Raw genomic sequence first — 16,696 nt, 5'->3', positions numbered from 1 at the left:
GGGGCGGTCAGTCTCGGTCCATCTCCTGCCGCGCCTTGGCCCACAGCCAGCCCGCGTAGGCGTGCAGCCCCTCGCCGAGCCTGCGGTTCATCTTCCCGGCGAGGGCGCGGGCGTAGCTGCCCTCCAGGAGTGCGGCGAGGCGGAAGCAGGCCAGGACCTGGTACCAGCGGAAGCCCGAGACGTCCCGGCCGGTCGACTCGCCGTAGTACGCGACGAGTTCGGCCCGGCCGGGCACGCCGTCCCAGGGCTGGAACTGGGGGTCGCTGCCGGGCGGGTCGCCCTTCTCGCGCCAGGCGGTGAGGATCCACGCCAGGTCCAGGAGGGGGTCGCCGAGGGAGGCCATCTCCCAGTCGACGATCGCGGCGAGGCGCGGGGCGTCGTGGGCGAACATGACGTTGGCGAACTGCAGGTCGCCGTGGACGATCCCGGTCGCGCCGGTCTTCGGGGTGTGCGCGGCGAGCCAGTCGGCGACCCGGTCCACCTCCGGTGACTCGCCCTCCCGGTAGGCGGGGTCTTCGCGGTAACCGTGCAGCAGCTTCAGGTACTTGGGCGTCTGACGCTCCAGCCAGCCCTCCGGCCGGCCCAGGTCGGCCAGGCCGTGCCGGGACGGGTCCACGGCGGCGAGCTTCGCGGCGCCGTCGACGAGGGCGAAGGAGACCGTGCGCCGCCAGGCCGCGTCCTCGGCGTACGCGCCGGGGAGCCGCCCGCGCGGGGTGAAGCCCTCGATCTTCTCCAGCACCGAGAAGGGAGCGCCGAGCACGTCCTCGTCGAGCACGCTCGCCCGCAGCCGGGGGTGCGGTACGTCGGTGTCGGCGAGGGCGGCGAGCACCCGGCTCTCCCGGCGGAAGGCGTCCGAGGCGCCGGAGCGCAGATGGCGGCCGGGGCGGCGCAGGACGAGGTCGGCGCCCTCGGCGCGGCGGAGGGTGAACAGGAGGTTCTGGGCGCCGCCGGTGAGCGGCTCCAGGGCGGTGACGGGACCGTCGCCGGGCAGGTCGGCGAGGCCGGGCCAGGCGTTGAGGCGGGCGAGGTCGGCCGCCGTGTCGAGCTCGGGCGCGGTCACCAGGTCACCGCCGTCTGCGTGAGGCGGTCCGCGTACTGGGCGCGGGCCGCGGCCAGCCGGGTGGGCAGGTGCGTGGAGCCGAAGAACGTGTCCTCGGCAGGTTCGGCGTCCTTGAGCAGCAGCCGGGCCACGACGTCCTGGTGGGCCTCGGTGGGGCCGTCGGCGACGCCGAGGGTGGGGCCGGAGTTCCACATCTTGGCCAGCGGCAGCTCGTTGGAGACGCCCAGCGCGCCGTGCAGGTGCAGGGCGCGGTAGGCGACGTCGACCAGCACCTTGGGGGTGGCGACCTTCACGCCGGAGACGTGCAGCCGGGCGCGACGGGCGTCGGCGCGGTCGCCGGTGCGGTTGGCCCTGTCCATGTGCCAGGCGGCGTGCAGGACCTGGAGCCGGAACTGCTCGATCTGGACCCAGGTGTCGGCGAGTTGGTGGCGGACCGCCTGCTGGTCGGCGAGTGCGCCGCCGCGGGTGCGGCGGGAGGCGATGCGCTCGGTCATCATCTCCAGCGCGCGCCGGCACTGGCCGACGGAGCGCATCGCGTGGTGCAGCCGGCCGCCGCCGAGGCGGGTCTGGGCGATGAGGAAGCCGGAGCCGGGCTCGCCGAGGAGGTTCTCGGCGGGGACGCGGCAGCCGGTGAAGCGGAGGTAGGCGTGCACGCCCTCGCCGAGCGGCTCGCCGGCCATGCCCGTGCCGCGCACCATCTCCATGCCGGGGGTCCCGGCGGGGATAAGGATCATCGAGGCGCCCTGATGGACGGGCACGTCCGGGTCGGTGACCACCATCGCGATGACGAAGGCGGCCAGCGGGTAGTTGGAGGCGAACCACTTCTCGCCGTCGATCACCCACTCCTCGCCGTCGCGCACGGCGCGGCAGGTGAAGCCTCCGGGGTCCGCGCCGCCGGTCGGCTCGGTCATCGCGAACGTGGACACGATCCGCCCGTCGAGCAGCGGTTCGAGGTACTCCTTGCGCTGTTCCCCGGTGGCGTAGTGGGCGAGGATCTCCGCGTTGCCGGAGTCCGGGGCCTGGGTGCCGAACACCATCGGCGCCCAACTCGACCTGCCCAGAATCTCGTTGAGCAGACCGAGACCGACCTGTCCCATGCCCATGCCGCCGAGCGACGGCGGCAGATGGGCGGCCCACAGCCCCTGCTCACGCACCCGCCGCTGGAGCGGCCGGACGACCTCGCGGAAGACCTCGCTCTGCCGGTCGTAGGGATCGGCGTTGCCCGGAAACAGCACGTCCAGCGGTTCTATCTCCTCGCGGACGAGCTTCGCGGCCCAGTCGAGCTTCTCCTGGAACGCGTCGTCGGTACTGAAATCCCACATGACGCACCCTTCATCAGAATCGCGTTCTGAAATTAACAGAATGACATTCTCGCGTCTAGCGCCGGGGATCGGGCGCCCGCACCCCGGCGAGCAGGAAGCCCACCAGGTGCTCGACCTCTGCCGCCCCCGGCACCTCCTCGGTGAACAGCCAGTACTGCAACGCGGCGACGACCGCGCCGGCGGCGGTCCGGGCCGCCCGCAGCGGGTCGCCGGCCCCCAACTCGGCGGCGGGCTGGGCGAACAGGGCGGCCAGCGCGTCGACGAGGGCGACGTTGACGTGCCCGGCGTGCGGCGCCGCGCCGGTCGCGTTGGCGAGGACGGCCCGGGTCTGCAGGGCCAGTTCGGCGTCCGACGCCTGCCGGACGACGGCCGCGAGACCGGCCCTGAGCTGCGCCTCCGGGCCCTCGCCCGCGGCCCGTGCGATGCGGTGACGGACGTAGCCGACGACCGCCCGGGCGCCGCGCGCGACGATGGCCTCGACCAGGGCGTCCTTGCCGCCGAAGCAGCGGTAGAACGCGTCGTTGGACAGCCCCGCGGCGGCGACGATGTCGGCCACCCGGGGCCGGCGTCCGCCGCCCTCGGCCATCAGCGCGAGCCCTGCGTCCATGAGGGCCTCGGTCTCGACCCCCTCCCGACCGCCCCCGGGACCGCCCTCTCCGCCGCCCTCTCGGCCGGCACCCTTCAGAATGCTATTCTGCACAACCGAGAACCTTACTCTCATTCGAGAGAACGCTCCAGGAGGCGTCGATGGGTTACGCGGACGAGCTGTTCGACCTCACGGGCCGGGTCGTGGTGATCACCGGCGGGAGCCGGGGGCTGGGGCGGGCGACGGCGTTCGGCGCCGCCCGCTGCGGGGCGGACGTGGTGGTGGCCAGCCGGCGGTACGACGCCTGTGCGGACGTATGCCGGGAGATCGAGAAGGAGACCGGCCGCACCGCCCTCCCGCACGCCGTCCACGTGGGCCGCTGGGACGAGCTGCCCGGCCTGGTGGACGCCGTGTACGAGCGCTTCGGACGGCTGGACGCGCTCGTCAACAACGCGGGGATGTCGCCGGTCTACGACGATCTGACGACGGTGACGGAGAAGATGTTCGACGCGGTGGTGGGCCTCAACCTCAAGGGGCCGTTCCGGCTGTCGGTCCTCGCGGGCGCCCGGATGGCGGCGGCCGGCGGCGGCACGATCGTCAACGTCAGCTCGACCGGCTCGATCCGGCCCCGCCCGGCGATCGTGCCGTACGCGGCGGCGAAGGCCGGGCTCAACGCGGTGACGGTCGGGCTGGCCAAGGCGCTCGGCCCGACGGTGCGCGTGAACACGCTGATGTGCGGACCGTTCGCCACCTGGGCGACCCAGGGCTGGCAGGACGCCCCGGAGCAGCTCGCCGAGGGCGTCCGCCCGCACGCCCTGGAGCGCATCGGCGACCCGGAGGAGATCGTGGGCGCGGCGCTGTATCTGCTCTCGGACGCCTCGTCGTACACCAGCGGGGCCACGCTGCGGGTGGACGGCGGCATGCCTTAGTCCCCGGAATGCCGTGAGCCCCGGAATGCCGTAGACCCCGGAATGCCGAAGACCCCGGAACGCCGAAGACCCCGGAACGCCGAAGACCGCGGAATGCCGAAGACCGCGGAATGCCGTGGACCCCGGCCCGGTCAGAACCAGGGGAGGGTCAGACGAAGTCGCCGTGCTCGCCCAGGTCCGGCGGCGGGCCGAACGACGGTGCGAAGCCCGGGACGCGGAAGGGGCCGGCGACCAGGCGGCGGCCGCCCGCCTCGACCACCGCGTCCGGGGCGGCCGCGAGGGCTTCGGGGAGGGTGCGCACGGCGGCCGCCGGGACCCTCAGGGATCGTAGACGGGTCTCCCAGCCGGTCGCCGTGTCCGCGGCCAGCGCCTTCGTCACCGCCGCGACGACCTCCTCGCGGCGGGCCGCGCGCTCGGCCATCGTCGGATAGCCCTCGATGCCCGCCTCGGCGGCGAACGCGCGCCAGAACGTGTCGTGGGTGATGAAGAGCGCCAGGTGACCCTCGGCCGTGGGGAAGAGCTGGGCGGGCACGTAGTGGGCGTGGGCGCCGCCGAGGCGGCGGGGGGCCGTGCCGTCGTTCAGCCAGGCGGCGGCGTGGTAGTTGAGCTGGGAGAGCATGACGTCCCGCAGGGACACCTCGAGCTGGCCGCCCCGGCCGGAGACCACCTGGGCGAGCAGGCCGAGGGCGGCGGCGAGACCGGCCGAGTTGTCGGCGGAGGAGTAGCCGGGCAGCAGGGGCGGGCCGTCCGGGTCGCCGGTCAGGGCGGCGATGCCGGTGGCCGCCTGGACCACGTAGTCGAAGGCGGGGGCGTCGCCCTCGGCCATGCCCCAGCCCGTCAGGACCACGCAGACGAGCCGTTCGTTCCAGGGGCGCAGGGCCTCGTAGGTGAGGCCGAGGCGGTGGACGGCGGAGGGCTTGAGGTTGACCAGGAGGGCGTCCGCCTCCCCGACCAGGGTGTGCAGCCGGTCCTGCCCCGCCGGTGTCGCGAGGTCGACGCGGACCGAGCGCTTGCCGCGGTTGAGGCTGGCGAAGTACGCGTCGGAGACCTGCCGGGAGAGGTCGCCGCCGGGCGGCTCGACCTTGGTGACCTGCGCGCCCAGGTCGGCCAGGAGCATGGTGGCGTAGGGCCCGGCGAGGATGTGGCCGACCTCCAGGATCCGCAGTCCGGCCAGCGGGCCTGCCAGCGGGCCTGCCAGCGGGCCGCTCACCGGAGCTCCGCCGCGAGCGCGGCCACCGCGTCGCGGGTGCGGAGTTTGGAGGCGACCAGTTCCTCCCGTCCGCTGCCGAGGGGCAGCAGGCGTACCGACAGGTCGGTCACCCCCGCGTCCGCGAACCGCCGGAAGCGGGCCGCGATGGCCGCCTCGTCGCCGGCCGCGCACAGGTCGCCGACGTCGCGGGCGTCGCCGCGGTCCAGCAGTCGCTGGTAGTTGGGGGAGATCTCGGCCTCGCCGAGGATCCGGTTGGCGCGTTCGCGGGCGGCGTCGACCTCGTGCGGGGAGCACAGGCACACCGGGATGCCCGCGACGACGCGCGGGGCGGGCCGGCCGGCCGACTCGGCGGCCTTGGTGATGGCCGGGACGACGTGGTCGGCGACCGTCCGCTCGTCCGCCATCCACAGGATCGTGCCGTCGGTCCGCTCCCCCGCGATCCGCAGCATCACCGGGCCCAGGGCCGCGATCAGCACGGGCAGCGGGGCGACGGGCGCGAGCGTCAGCGGGTTGTGCACCTGGAAGACCTCGTTCTCGACGTCCACCGAACTCGCCCCGCTCACCGCCTCGTCGAGCACGTCCAGATAGGCGCGGGTGTAGGCGGCCGGCTTCTCGTACGGGATGCCGAGCATGTCGCGCACGATCCAGTGGTGGGAGGCGCCGACGCCGAGCGCGAGCCGTCCGCCCGCCGCCGCGTGGGCGGACAGGGCCTGGCGGGCCAGCGCGACGGGGTGCTGGGCGTGCACGGGGACGACCGCCGTGCCCAGCTCGATGCGTGAGGTGGCCTGTCCCATCAGCGATACGGCGGTCAGGGCGTCGAAGTCGGTGGGCACCTGCGGCACCCACACCGTGTCGAAGCCCGCCTCCTCGGCCCAGCGGGCGTCGTCGACCATGCGCGCCGCCTTGTGCGCGGCGTCGCCCCGCTCGGGGCCGCTCATCACTCCGACTCGCATGTCAGTCCTCCGGGTTGGGGGCGGTCAGGGCGCGGATGCCCGCGACGATGGCGTCCAGCGAGGTGCCCGTGGGGTAGACGGCCGTGGCCCCGGCCTCGCGCAGCTTCGCCACGTCTCCCGCCGGGATCGTGCCGCCGACGACGACGGGGATGTCGTCTCCGCCGGCCGCCCGCAGGGCCTCCACCGTCCGCCGGGTCAGGGCCAGATGCGCGCCGGACAGGATCGACAGCCCGACCAGGGCCACGTCCTCCTGCACGGCGGTGGCGGCGATGTCGTCGACGCGGCGCCGGATGCCGGTGAAGACGACCTCGAACCCGGCGTCGCGCAGCCCGCGCGCGACCAGCTTGGCGCCGCGGTCGTGGCCGTCGAGGCCGGGCTTGGCGACGAGGACCCGGACCGGCGCCGTCGACGCGTCGGCGTTGAGTCCACGCTTGCGTTGACGGTCCATCAGAACACCACCGGCTGCCGGAACTCGCCCCACACCTCGCGCAGCGCGCCGGCCGTCTCCCCCACCGTGCAGTAGGCGTTGGCGCAGGCGATCAGCGGGTCCATCAGGTTGACGTCTCCTTCTGCGGCCCGCTTCAGCTCCGCCAGCCGGGCGCGCACGTCGGCCGCGCCGCGTTCCGCCTTCACCCGCGCCAGGCGTTTGAGCTGGCGTTCGCGGCCCTCGGCGTCCAGTTCGTAGGTGGCCAGGTCGGGCGGGGGCTCCTCGGCGGTGAAGCGGTTGACGCCGACGACCGGGCGCCGGCCGGAGTCGACCTCCTGGTGCAGCCGCCACGCCTCGTCCGCGATCAGGCCCTGCAGATACCCGTCCTCGATGCAGCGGACCATGCCGCCGCGCGCCTCCAGGTCGGCCATGATCCGCTCGATGCGCTCCTCGGTGGCGTCCGTGAGGGCCTCCACGAAGTACGAGCCGCCGAGCGGGTCGGCGACCTTCGCCACGCCCGTCTCGTGGGCGAGGATCTGCTGGGTGCGCAGGGCGAGGGTGGTGGACTCCTCGCTGGGCAGCGCGAACGGCTCGTCCCAGGCGGCGGTGAACATCGACTGCACCCCGCCGAGGACGGAGGCGAGCGCCTCGTAGGCGACGCGGACGGTGTTGTTGCGGGCCTGGGGCGCGTACAGCGAGGCGCCGCCGGCCACGCACCCGAAGCGGAACATGGACGCCTTCTCGGTCCGCGCCCCGAACCGCTCGCGCACGATCGTCGCCCAACGCCTGCGCCCCGCACGGTACTTGGCGATCTCCTCGAAGAAGTCGCCGTGGGTGTAGAAGAAGAAGGAGATCTGCGGGGCGAACTCGTCGATCGTCATCCGGCCGCGCTCGAGGACGGTCTCGCAGTACGTCACCCCGTCGGCGAGCGTGAACGCCATCTCCTGGACGGCGTTGGCGCCCGCGTCGCGGAAGTGGGCGCCGGCGACGGAGATCGCGTTGAAGCGGGGGGCCTGGGCGGCGCAGAACTCGATGGTGTCCGCGATGAGCCGCAGTGACGGCTCGGGCGGCCAGATCCAGGTGCCGCGGGAGGCGTACTCCTTGAGGATGTCGTTCTGGATGGTGCCGGTGAGCCGGGCGCGCGGGATGCCGCGCTTCTCGGCGGCGGCGACGTACAGGGCGAGCAGGATGGCCGCGGTGCCGTTGACGGTGAAGCTGGTGCTGATGCGGTCCAGGGGGATCGTGTCGAAGAGGATCTCGGCGTCGGCGAGGGTGTCGATCGCGACGCCGACCCGGCCGACCTCGTCGCCGTACTCGGGGTCGTCGGAGTCGTAGCCGCACTGGGTGGGCAGGTCGAGGGCGACCGACAGTCCCGTGCCGCCTTGTTCGAGGAGGTAGCGGTAGCGGCGGTTGGACTCCTCCGGGGTGCCGAAGCCGGAGTACTGGCGCAGGGTCCAGGTCCGGCCCCGGTAGCCGGTGGGGTAGTTGCCGCGGGTGAAGGGGAAGTCGCCCGGGGCGGGCGGGGCGGCGGGGAGGTCGGCGGGGCCGTAGACCGGCTTGAGGGGGATGCCGGACGGGGTGCGGGGGTCGTCGCTCATGACAACTGGTCCTTCATCACCTTGCCGGTGGCGGTCAGGGGCAGTTCCGTGCGGAACTCGATCTGCCGGGGCACCTTGAACCCGGCCATGCGCTCGCGCGCCCACGCGATCAGCTCCGCCTCGGTGACCTCGCCGCGCGGCACCACGAACGCCTTGCCGACCTGGCCCATCCGGGCGTCGGGCACGCCGACGACCGCGACCTGCGCGACCGCCGGATGCCTCAGCAGGAAACCCTCGATCTCGGCCGGGTAGGCGTTGAAGCCGCCGACGATGAACATGTCCTTCTTGCGGCCGACGATCCGCAGCCGCCCCGCGTCGTCCAGTTCCCCGAGGTCGCCGGTGTGCAGCCAGCCGTCGGCGTCCACCGCCTCGGCGGTGGCCTCGGGGTCGTCGAGGTAGCCGCGCATCACGCCGTACCCGCGGACGAGGACCTCCTGGTCGCCCGCGATGCGCAGCTCGAAGCCCTCGCAGGGTCTGCCGACCGTCGTGGCCACGGCCTCGTAGGGGTCGCCGGGGCGGGAGGCGGTGACGGTGCCGGCCTCGGTGAGGCCGTAGCCCGTCATCAGGTGCCGGAAGGGCAGTTCGGTGGTGATACGGCGGACGAGCTCGACGGGGATGTCGGCGGAGCCGGTGACCGCGACCCGCAGCGAGGACAGATCGCGCCCGCCGCCCGCCTCCAGCAGCGAGTGGTACAGGGTCGGCGGTCCGGGCAGGACGGTCACCCGCTCCTTCTCCACCAGCTCGAGCACCCGCTCGACGTCGAACACGGCCATCGGCAGAACGGTCGCGCCCCGGATCACCGAGGCGACGAGGCCCGCCTTGTAGCCGAAGATGTGGAAGTAGGGGTTGACCGTCAAGTAGCGGTCGCCGGTGCGGAGTTGGGCGAGTTCGCACCACTCCGCGTACAGGCGCAGCGTCTGGCCGTGGGTGGTCATCACGCCCTTGGGGCGGCCCGTCGTGCCGGAGGTGAAGATGATGTCGGCCAGGTCGTCCTCGCCGACTTCCACCTCCAGCGGTTCGCCCGAGCCGAGGAACCCGTCGGTCTTGAGGTCGATCACGGGCACCCCGGGCGGACCGGTGAACTCCCTTCCCAGGAAGCCGTTCTGCACGAGCAGGGCCTTCGCCTTGCCGCGTACGACGATGTCGTGCGCCTCCTCGTCCCGGAACCGCGTGTTCACCGGGACGAGCACTCCGCCGGCCGTGAGCAGGCCGAAGGCGGCGACGATCCACTCGGCCGAGTTGGGCGCCCACAGCGCGACGCGGTCGCCGGGGCCGACGCCCGCGGAGGCGAACGCCCCTGCGGTGCGCCGGACCTGCTCGGCGAGCTGGGAGAAGGTGAGGCGGGTGTCGCCGTCGACGACGGCCTCGGCGTCGCCGAAGCGGGTCGCCGCGCTGCGCACCAGTTCCGGGATGCTGTGCCACGGCACGGTCGTGGTCATCCGTCGATCAGCCGGGCCAGGTTGCCGCCCATGACCTTCGCCTTGTCCTCCTCGGTCAGCTTGACCAGGTGGTCGACGTAGGTGAGCGGGTCGGCGAGGCCCTCGGGGTGGGGGTAGTCGGAGCCGAACAGGACCCGCTCGATGCCGATGAGGTCGCCCAGCCGGGCCATGTCCTCCTCCCAGAAGGGGCTGATGTGGATGTTCCGCCTGAAGACCTGGACCGGGTCCTCGCGGAACTCGTGCGGCATCTTCTTGTGGACGTCGGCCAGCCGGCTGAGCACCGGCTCCACCCAGGAGGCGCCGTTCTCGATGACGGCGACCTTCAGCTCGGGGAAGCGGGAGAGCGCGCCGTGGCAGATCAGCGAGGTCACCGCGTCCTCGATCGGCCGCCACTCGTTGACCTGCCGGAACGCGTTGGGCTTGAAGGGCAGGAACTCGCGCTTGTTGCCCTCCCAGTCGTTGGCGTAGTTCGCGTAACCGGAGTCGGAGGAGTGGAAGGCGACCAGGACGCCGGTCTCCACCACCCGCTTCCAGAACGGGTCGAACTCCGGGAGGGCGAAGGAGCGGGCGCCGCCGAAGCCGGGGACGGGGGCGGGGCGGATCAGGATCGCCCGCGCCCCGCGATCCACCACCCAGTTCAGCTCCTCGATCGCCTTCTCGACGATGGGGAGCGTGATGACGGGGACCGTGAAGATGCGGTCTTTGTAGGTGAAGCCCCAGGTCTCGTCGAGCCACCGGTTGAGGGCGTGGATGACCGCGTGGATCAGCTCCGGGTCGTCCTTCATCCGCTCCTCGATGAGGCTGGCGAGGGTGGGGAACATCAGGCTGCGCTGGATGCCGAGTTCGTCCATCAGCTCCAGTCGGGGGGCGGGTTCGCGGAAGGCGGGGACCGAGCGCATCGGCTCCCCGAAGATCTCCCGGCGGGTCTTGCCGGTCGGGTTGCCGACCTTGAAGTACTCCTCCATGGCGCCCGGGCGGGCTACCACGTCGAAGGTGGGGTTCGGGATGTACTCGCTGATCTGTCCGCGGATCGCGATCTTCGTGCGGCCGCGGACGGTCACGTACTCGATGGCCCCGTCGTACTCCTTGGGGAGGTGTCTGGTGAGCGCTTCCTGGGTCTCGTAGAGGTGGTTGTCCGCGTCGAAGAGCGGATACGCGACGTCGCGAGAGGGCATGAGAGATCCTCCTTCACTGATCGCGAGAATCGTATTCTCACTTGAGGGGAGTGGCAATGTCCTCGCCGAGCTTCTGCCGGAGCACGAACTTCTTGACCTTCCCGCTCGGGGTGCGCGGGAAGTCGTCGACCCGGTGGACCCGCTCGGGCCACTTCTGCCGGGCCAGCCCCGCCCGTTCGAAGTGCAGCCGCAGCTCGGACAGGACCGGCGCCGACCAGCCCGGCAGCATCCGCAGCACGGCCACGGCCCGCTCCCCCAGCCGGGGATCGGGTACGGCGACGACGGCGGCCTCCGCCACCCCGGCCAGGCCCAGCAGGATCTCCTCGACCTCCAGGGCGCTGATGTTCTCCCCGCCCCGGATGATGACGTCGGACTTGCGGTCGGTGATCGACAGCCACCCTGCGGGGTCCAGGACGCCGATGTCTCCGGTGCGGTACCAGCCGTCCTCGTCGAACGCGGCCGCGGTGAGCGCGGGGTCGGTGTAGCCGAGGCAGAGGTCGGGGCCGCGGGTGAGGATCTCGCCGTCCTTCGCGAGCCTCAACTCCACGCCGGGCAGCGGGACTCCGTCGGTGTGCAGCCGCTTCGCCGCCGTTCCGTCGTACGGGGTGCAGGTCACCGAGGGGTGCTCGGTGGAGCCGTACGCCCTGAACACCCTGATCCCCAGGCCCTCCAGCCGGGTGGTCACGGCGGAGGCGACGGACGCGCCGCCGAGGCCGGCGTAGCGCAGCCGGGCGAGGTGCTCGAGCGTGCAGTCGGGGTGGTCCAGCAGGCTCGTCATGTAGTACGTCGCCCCGCCTCCGACGGTCAGCCCCTCGTCCTTCATCAGCGCGAGGGCCTGCGCGGGGTTCCAGGTGTCGCCGAGGTTGACCGGGGCGCCGTCGAGCACGGGGATCAGGAAGGCGTTGACCATGCCGATGAAGTGGCCGACCGGGGCGACCGTGAACTGCCTGCCCCGGTCGGGCGGGTAGCTCGCGGCCAGTTGGCGGGTCTCGAAGCCGAGGGTGCGATGACTGTGGATCACGCCCTTGGGGTCGCGGGTGGTGCCGGAGGTGAAGGCGATCAGGGCGGGCGCGTCCGGGTCGACGGGAAGAACGCCGGCCAGCGGCTCGTCGGCGAGCAGGTCGTCGAAGTCCCGGCCGACGACGCCCACGACCGGCACGGACGCGCACAGTTCGGGGCTGAAGGCCAGGCGCCCGAAGCGCTCGGCCGCGAAGAAGGCCTTGGGGCGGACGGCCTCGACGATGTAGCCGACCTCCTTCGGGCCGTAGAAGTGCACGACCGGGACGACCACCGCGCCGAGGAAGGCCGAGGCCCAGAAGACGGCCGCCGCCTCCATCCAGTTGGGCAGCTGCATCACCACCGCGTCGCCGGGCCCCACGCCGCGCGCCCGCAGTCCGCCGGCCAGCCGCCGGGCCACCCGCTCGACCTGCGCGAACGTGCCCGTCCAGGGCCGCACCTCGGAGTGCACACGGAACTCGGTCCCGCCCGCCGCGGCGAGCCCCTTCGCCAGCAGGTCGCCCAGGGCCTCACCGGTCCACCACCCCTCGGACTCGTAGCGCTCGACCAGTTCGGGCGGCACCGACCGCAGTGCGCCGGAAGGGAACGTCGGCATGACAGGGATCGCCTCCTCGCTGCATGAGGGCGCTGTATGAGAGCGCCGCATGAGAGCACTGCATGAGAGCACTGCACGAGAATTGCACTCTCGCACAGCGAGAAGGTAAGTTCCATACATGGCACGTGACCACGGCTTCCATCCGGTGCGGATCACCCGGATCGTCGACGAGACGCCGGATGTGCGCACCTTCGCCCTCGACGCCGGCTTTCCCTACCGGGCCGGGCAGTTCCTGACGTTCAAGGCGTGCGGAACCCTGCGCAGTTACTCGATGTCGAGCTCGCCCGACACGGACGGGGAGCTGTGCGTGACCGTCAAGCGGGTGCCGGGCGGGCTGGTCTCCGGCTGGATGCACGACGAGCTGCGGCCGGGGGACGTGCTGGAGGCCAGCGGGCCGAGCGGATCCTTCTGCCTGCGCGGCGACGGCGGCGACAGCGACGCAGACGTCCGGCCGCTCGTCGCCTTCGCCGGGGGCAGTGGGATCACGCCCGTGTTCTCCCTGGTCAAGAGCGCGCTGGCGACGACCGGCCGACCGGTGCGGCTGCTGGCCGCCCACCGCAGCGCACCGGACGCGATCTTCCGCGCTGAGCTGGACGCGCTCGCCGGCCGCCGTCCCGGACGGCTCACCCTGCGCCACCACCTCGACGACCGGGACGGTCTGGTCACCCGGGAGGAGATCCTCGAACTGGCCGACGGCCCGGCGGACTTCTACCTCTGCGGGCCGGAGCCCTTCATGGCGCTGGTCGAGGACACCCTGTCCGCGCACGGGGTGGCCGGGGCGCGCGTCTTCGTCGAGCGGTTCGCTCCGGTGAGCGACACACCCGTACCCGAGGACGCTCCCGCACCCGAGGACTCTCGGGTACCAGAAGACTCTCGCGTACCCGAGGACGCTCCCGTACCCGAGGACGCTCCCGTCGCGGGCTCGGTCACCGTCGTTCTGCGCGGTCAGCGGCGTTCCGTGCCCCTGCGGCCCGGCGAGTCCCTGCTGCAGAGCGCCCGCCGGGCCGGCTTCACCCCGCCCTTCTCCTGCGAGTCCGGGGACTGCGCCACCTGCATGGCACGGCTCACCGCGGGGGAAGCAAAGATGCGGGTGAACAACGCCCTCGACGCCGACGAGGTCGCCGAGGGGTATGTGCTCACCTGCCAGGCCGAGCCGACCGCACCGGACGTGACCGTGGAGTACGAGGACTGACATGGTGGAACTGGAGCTGGAGGACGGTCTCGCCGTCGTCACGATCGACCGGCCGCACGCCCGCAACGCCATCGACCTGGCCACCATGGCCGAGTTGGAGAAGGCCCTGGACGCGGCCGAGGGCGCGCTCGCGCTGGCGGTCACCGGGGCGGGCGACAGGGCGTTCGTGTCCGGCGGCGACCTGAAGGAGCTGGCGCGGCTGCGCACCGAGCCGGAAGCGGCCGCGATGGCGCTGCGGATGCGGGCCGTGTGCGACCGGATCGCCGCGTTCCCGGGGCCGGTCGTGGCCGCGCTCAACGGGCACGCGCTGGGCGGGGGCGCGGAGGTGGCGGTCGCCGCCGACGTCCGCGTCGCCGCCGAGGACGTCCGCATCGGCTTCACCCAGTCCCGGCTGGCGATCGTGCCGGCCTGGGGCGGAGCCGAGCGGCTGGCCCGACTGGTGGGTCCGGGGCGGGCGCTGCTGCTGGCCGGCTCCGGCCGGGTGCTGGACGCGGCCGAGGCCGAGCGGGCGGGCCTGGTCGACGTGGTCCTGCCGCGCGCCGGATTCCCGGCCGCCTGGCGGGAGTTGGCGCGGGGACTGGCCACCGAGCAGGCCCGCGAGATCAAGAGACTGGTCACCCTCGCGCGCGCTCCGGAGGAGGCCGCCGCGGCCTTCGCCCGGCTGTGGGTTGCCGACGAACACTGGGAAGCGGCCGAGAGGGTGATGTCCCGTGGCAAGTGAAGTCCGCGTCGAGGAAGGTCCGTTCGGGCCGGAGGTGCGACCCGGCCAGGGCGCCGTGGAGCAGACGGTGCTGTTTCTGCACGGGGACCCGCGGCTCGCGGGCACCCCGCAGGACGCGTTGCCCACCGCGCGCGAGCTGGCCCGCTCCACCGGGTACGCGGTGGTCTGCGCCCGCTACCGGCCCCGGTTCCCGCAGGCGCTCGACGACGTGTACGCGGCCTGGGAGCACTGCCGGGCCCAGGGCGGCGCGGTGGCGGTGGCCGGCAAGCGGCTGGGCGCGGCGCTCGCCGCCGGACTGCTGCTGCGGCTGCGCGACGAGGGCGCCGCGCCGCCCTCCTGCGCGGTGCTCGCCTCCCCGCTCCTCGACTTCACTCTGGACGCGCCGAGTCTGCTGCTCAACGCGGCCGCCGACCGCACGGTGGACGCCGAGTCGCTGCCGGTGCGGGCGGCCGCGTACGCGGGAGCCGCGTCCCGCAGCAACCCGCTGCTCAGCCCGCTGCACGGCAATCTGCACGGGCTGCCGCCGATCCAGCTGCACGCGGCGGGCACGGAGGTCCTGCTGGACGACGCCCTGTCGTTCGCCACCCGCGCGGCGCATTCGGGGGTGGCCGTGGACCTGCGGGTCTACGAGGACGCTTCGGCGCAGGGGATGCGGCAGGTGGAGGCGATGGCGGAGTTCCTGCGGGTGCGGCGTCCGAGCGGCAGCCCGCAGCGCGGGCCGGCGTTCAGCCCGTCCCGCGTCTGAACTGCCCGAGGAACCTGCCGAGGAGGCCGTCCAGGCCGCCGGGGGGTCCGGGGCGCCCCGGCCCCCCCGACTCGCGTCCCGTCCCGGCCCGGCCCGACTCGCGTCTCAGCTCTCGTCGAGGATGAACCCCGCCGCCCGCCAGGCCATCGCCATCACGGGCCCGTTGAGGTTCCCGGCGACCATCACGGGCAGTACGGAGGCGTCGACGACCCGGAGACCGTCGACCCCGCGGACCCGCAGCCGGGCGTCGGTCACGTCGTCCGGCGCGGCGCCCATCCCGCAGGTGCCGATCGCGTGGAAGCCGCAGTAGCCGCCGTCGAGAGAGGAGCCGATGATCTCCTCGTCGCTCTCCACGCCCGGCCCGGGAAACGTCTCCCGTCTGATCCGGGAGGCGATCGGCTCGGCCGCGAAGAACTCCCGCAGCCGCCGGAAGAGATCGACGCCGACCTGGCGGTCGTGGGCCGTGCGCCAGTACCCGGGGTCGATGTCCAGGCCGCCGTCCGGGTCGGCCGAGGTGATCGCCAGGGACCCCTCCGAGGTGGGCCGCAGCACCATCGCGCAGGCGGACACCCCGGGCTCCCGTTCCACGGCCGCCGGCTTGCCCGGTGCGAGCGCGCCGAGGGACCAGGGGGCGAGCAGGACCTCGGCGTCGGGGCGGTCGAGCTCCGGCCGGGTCTTGAGGAAGCCGATCACGTCGTAGGCGGGCCGGGCCAGCGGGCCCTTGCGGGTGAGGAGATAGCCGGCCCCGGTACGGGCCCGGGCGGCCGGGGTGGCGAGGCGGCGGTTGACGCCGAGCGGGGCGTTGAGGCGGAACCGCAGGGCCAGGCACCGGTGTTCGCGCAGGCGCGCGCCGACCTGCGGCCGGTCCAGGCGGACGTCGACGCCGGCGGACCGCAGGACGTCGGCGGGGCCGACGCCGGAGACCTGGAGCAGCTTGGGCGTGCCGAGGCTGCCGAGGCTGAGGACGACCTCACGGGCGGCCCGTACGTCCTCCTCGGCGCCCCCCGCGGTGCGCACCCGGACGCCGACGGCCTTGTCGCCGTCGAACAGGACGCGCAGCGCGGTGGCGCCGACGGCGACGGCGAGGTTGGGGCGGGAGCGGGCCGGGCGGAGGAAGGCGCGGGCGGCGCTGAAGCGTTGGCCGGCCTTGACGGTGGCCATGGCGTAGCCGATGCGCTCGCCGTCGTCCTCGTTCACGTCGGTGACGGTCCGCAGGCCCAACGCCCCGCCGGTGGCGACGAGTTCGTCGCAGAGCGGGTCGGGGTCGCGGACACCGGACACATGCAGGGGGCCGCCCGTGCCCCGGGTGTCCGTGGCGCCCAGCGCGTTGTCCTCCATCGCGCGGAAGGCGGGCAGGATCGCGTCCCAGCCCCAGCCGGGGTTGCCGAGCCGCTCCAGGGCGTCCCAGTCGGCCCGGCTCCCCCGGTTGTAGACCATGCCGTTGACGGAGCTGGAGCCGCCCAGCACCTTGCCGCGCACCCACACCTCCGGGTTGCCGCCCTCGCGCAGCGGGCGGGTGCGGTAGTGCCAGGAGAAGGCGGGGTCGCCGAACAGCTTCCCGACCCCCTTGGGGATTCTCAGATAGGGGTGCCGGTCGGCGCCGCCCGCCTCGACGAGCAGCACCCGCACCCCGGGGTCGCGCGAGAGCCGGTCGGCCAGCACGCACCCCGCCGATCCGGCGCCGACGACGACGTAGTCGTACATCGCAGCCTCCTCACTCTCACTGC

General features: G+C 73.3%; 15 protein-coding genes. 4 read left to right on the top strand and 11 right to left on the bottom strand.

All coding sequences use genetic code 11. From position 1 onward, the window contains the following. Window positions 1-7: 7 nt before the first annotated feature. Genes OG562_RS37685 through OG562_RS37675 form a run of 3 tightly spaced genes read right to left on the bottom strand, consistent with a single transcriptional unit; the run spans window position 8 to window position 2,989 of the window. Window positions 8-1,060: a phosphotransferase family protein gene (locus OG562_RS37685; RefSeq protein ID WP_266406076.1), complete on the bottom strand. Its 1,053-nt coding sequence runs from the start codon at window positions 1,058-1,060 to the stop codon at window positions 8-10. Continuing rightward, window positions 1,057-2,382: an acyl-CoA dehydrogenase family protein gene (locus tag OG562_RS37680; RefSeq protein WP_266406074.1), complete on the bottom strand. Its 1,326-nt coding sequence runs from the start codon at window positions 2,380-2,382 to the stop codon at window positions 1,057-1,059. The genes OG562_RS37685 and OG562_RS37680 overlap by 4 nt, the downstream gene beginning before the upstream one ends. Before the next feature lie 55 nt (window positions 2,383-2,437). Next, window positions 2,438-2,989, bottom strand: a complete 552-nt coding sequence (locus OG562_RS37675; RefSeq protein WP_266406071.1) for a TetR/AcrR family transcriptional regulator — start codon at window positions 2,987-2,989, stop codon at window positions 2,438-2,440. 140 nt (window positions 2,990-3,129) lie between these two features. Here OG562_RS37675 and OG562_RS37670 point away from each other — a divergent pair, with 140 nt between their 5' ends. Further along, window positions 3,130-3,897, top strand: a complete 768-nt coding sequence (locus tag OG562_RS37670; protein WP_266406069.1) for an SDR family NAD(P)-dependent oxidoreductase — start codon at window positions 3,130-3,132, stop codon at window positions 3,895-3,897. A gap of 148 nt (window positions 3,898-4,045) precedes the next feature. Here the strand turns inward: OG562_RS37670 and OG562_RS37665 are convergent, their stop codons facing one another. The 7 genes from OG562_RS37665 to OG562_RS37635 are packed head-to-tail and all read right to left on the bottom strand — an operon-like array spanning window position 4,046 to window position 12,311. Further along, a complete protein-coding gene (locus tag OG562_RS37665; protein WP_266406067.1) occupies window positions 4,046-5,107 on the bottom strand; it encodes a CaiB/BaiF CoA-transferase family protein in 1,062 nt (353 codons plus the stop codon). Then, on the bottom strand, window positions 5,104-6,060 hold the full coding sequence (locus tag OG562_RS37660; RefSeq protein WP_266406066.1) for a TIGR03564 family F420-dependent LLM class oxidoreductase: 957 nt from the start codon (window positions 6,058-6,060) through the stop codon (window positions 5,104-5,106). Before OG562_RS37660 ends, OG562_RS37665 begins: the two co-directional genes overlap by 4 nt. A 1-nt stretch (window position 6,061) precedes the next feature. After that, entirely contained in the window at window positions 6,062-6,508 is a 447-nt protein-coding gene (locus OG562_RS37655) for a cobalamin B12-binding domain-containing protein (protein WP_266406064.1), read from the bottom strand. Beyond that, window positions 6,508-8,085, bottom strand: coding sequence for a methylmalonyl-CoA mutase family protein (locus OG562_RS37650; protein ID WP_266406062.1), 1,578 nt, complete (start codon window positions 8,083-8,085; stop codon window positions 6,508-6,510). Before OG562_RS37650 ends, OG562_RS37655 begins: the two co-directional genes overlap by 1 nt. After that, window positions 8,082-9,524 (bottom strand): FadD3 family acyl-CoA ligase, encoded by a 1,443-nt coding sequence (locus OG562_RS37645; protein WP_266406060.1) that lies wholly within the window; start codon window positions 9,522-9,524, stop codon window positions 8,082-8,084. Before OG562_RS37645 ends, OG562_RS37650 begins: the two co-directional genes overlap by 4 nt. Next, on the bottom strand, window positions 9,521-10,699 hold the full coding sequence (locus OG562_RS37640; RefSeq protein ID WP_266406059.1) for an amidohydrolase family protein: 1,179 nt from the start codon (window positions 10,697-10,699) through the stop codon (window positions 9,521-9,523). Before OG562_RS37640 ends, OG562_RS37645 begins: the two co-directional genes overlap by 4 nt. Before the next feature lie 37 nt (window positions 10,700-10,736). After that, window positions 10,737-12,311: an AMP-binding protein gene (locus OG562_RS37635; RefSeq protein ID WP_266406058.1), complete on the bottom strand. Its 1,575-nt coding sequence runs from the start codon at window positions 12,309-12,311 to the stop codon at window positions 10,737-10,739. A gap of 118 nt (window positions 12,312-12,429) precedes the next feature. Between OG562_RS37635 and OG562_RS37630 the strand changes: the two genes are divergently transcribed. From OG562_RS37630 to OG562_RS37620, 3 genes are read left to right on the top strand one after another with little or no spacing between them, the layout of a single operon-like run. Beyond that, entirely contained in the window at window positions 12,430-13,503 is a 1,074-nt protein-coding gene (locus OG562_RS37630; protein WP_266406057.1) for a ferredoxin--NADP reductase, read from the top strand. A 1-nt stretch (window position 13,504) separates the two neighbouring features. Further along, entirely contained in the window at window positions 13,505-14,224 is a 720-nt protein-coding gene (locus OG562_RS37625; protein ID WP_266406056.1) for an enoyl-CoA hydratase/isomerase family protein, read from the top strand. Then, the gene (locus OG562_RS37620) at window positions 14,214-14,969 is read left to right on the top strand and encodes an alpha/beta hydrolase fold domain-containing protein (RefSeq protein ID WP_266406054.1); all 756 of its coding nucleotides are present in this window, start codon (window positions 14,214-14,216) and stop codon (window positions 14,967-14,969) included. Before OG562_RS37625 ends, OG562_RS37620 begins: the two co-directional genes overlap by 11 nt. 105 nt (window positions 14,970-15,074) lie before the next feature. Here the strand turns inward: OG562_RS37620 and OG562_RS37615 are convergent, their stop codons facing one another. Then, the gene (locus OG562_RS37615; protein WP_266406052.1) at window positions 15,075-16,673 is read right to left on the bottom strand and encodes a GMC family oxidoreductase; all 1,599 of its coding nucleotides are present in this window, start codon (window positions 16,671-16,673) and stop codon (window positions 15,075-15,077) included. Window positions 16,674-16,696 lie beyond the last annotated feature (23 nt).

This window comes from Streptomyces sp. NBC_01275, assembly GCF_026340655.1.
Classification (GTDB): Bacteria; Actinomycetota; Actinomycetes; order Streptomycetales; family Streptomycetaceae; genus Streptomyces.
The sequence above is the reverse complement of the archived record's forward strand: the minus strand, read 5'-3'. Positions and strand labels throughout refer to the sequence as shown.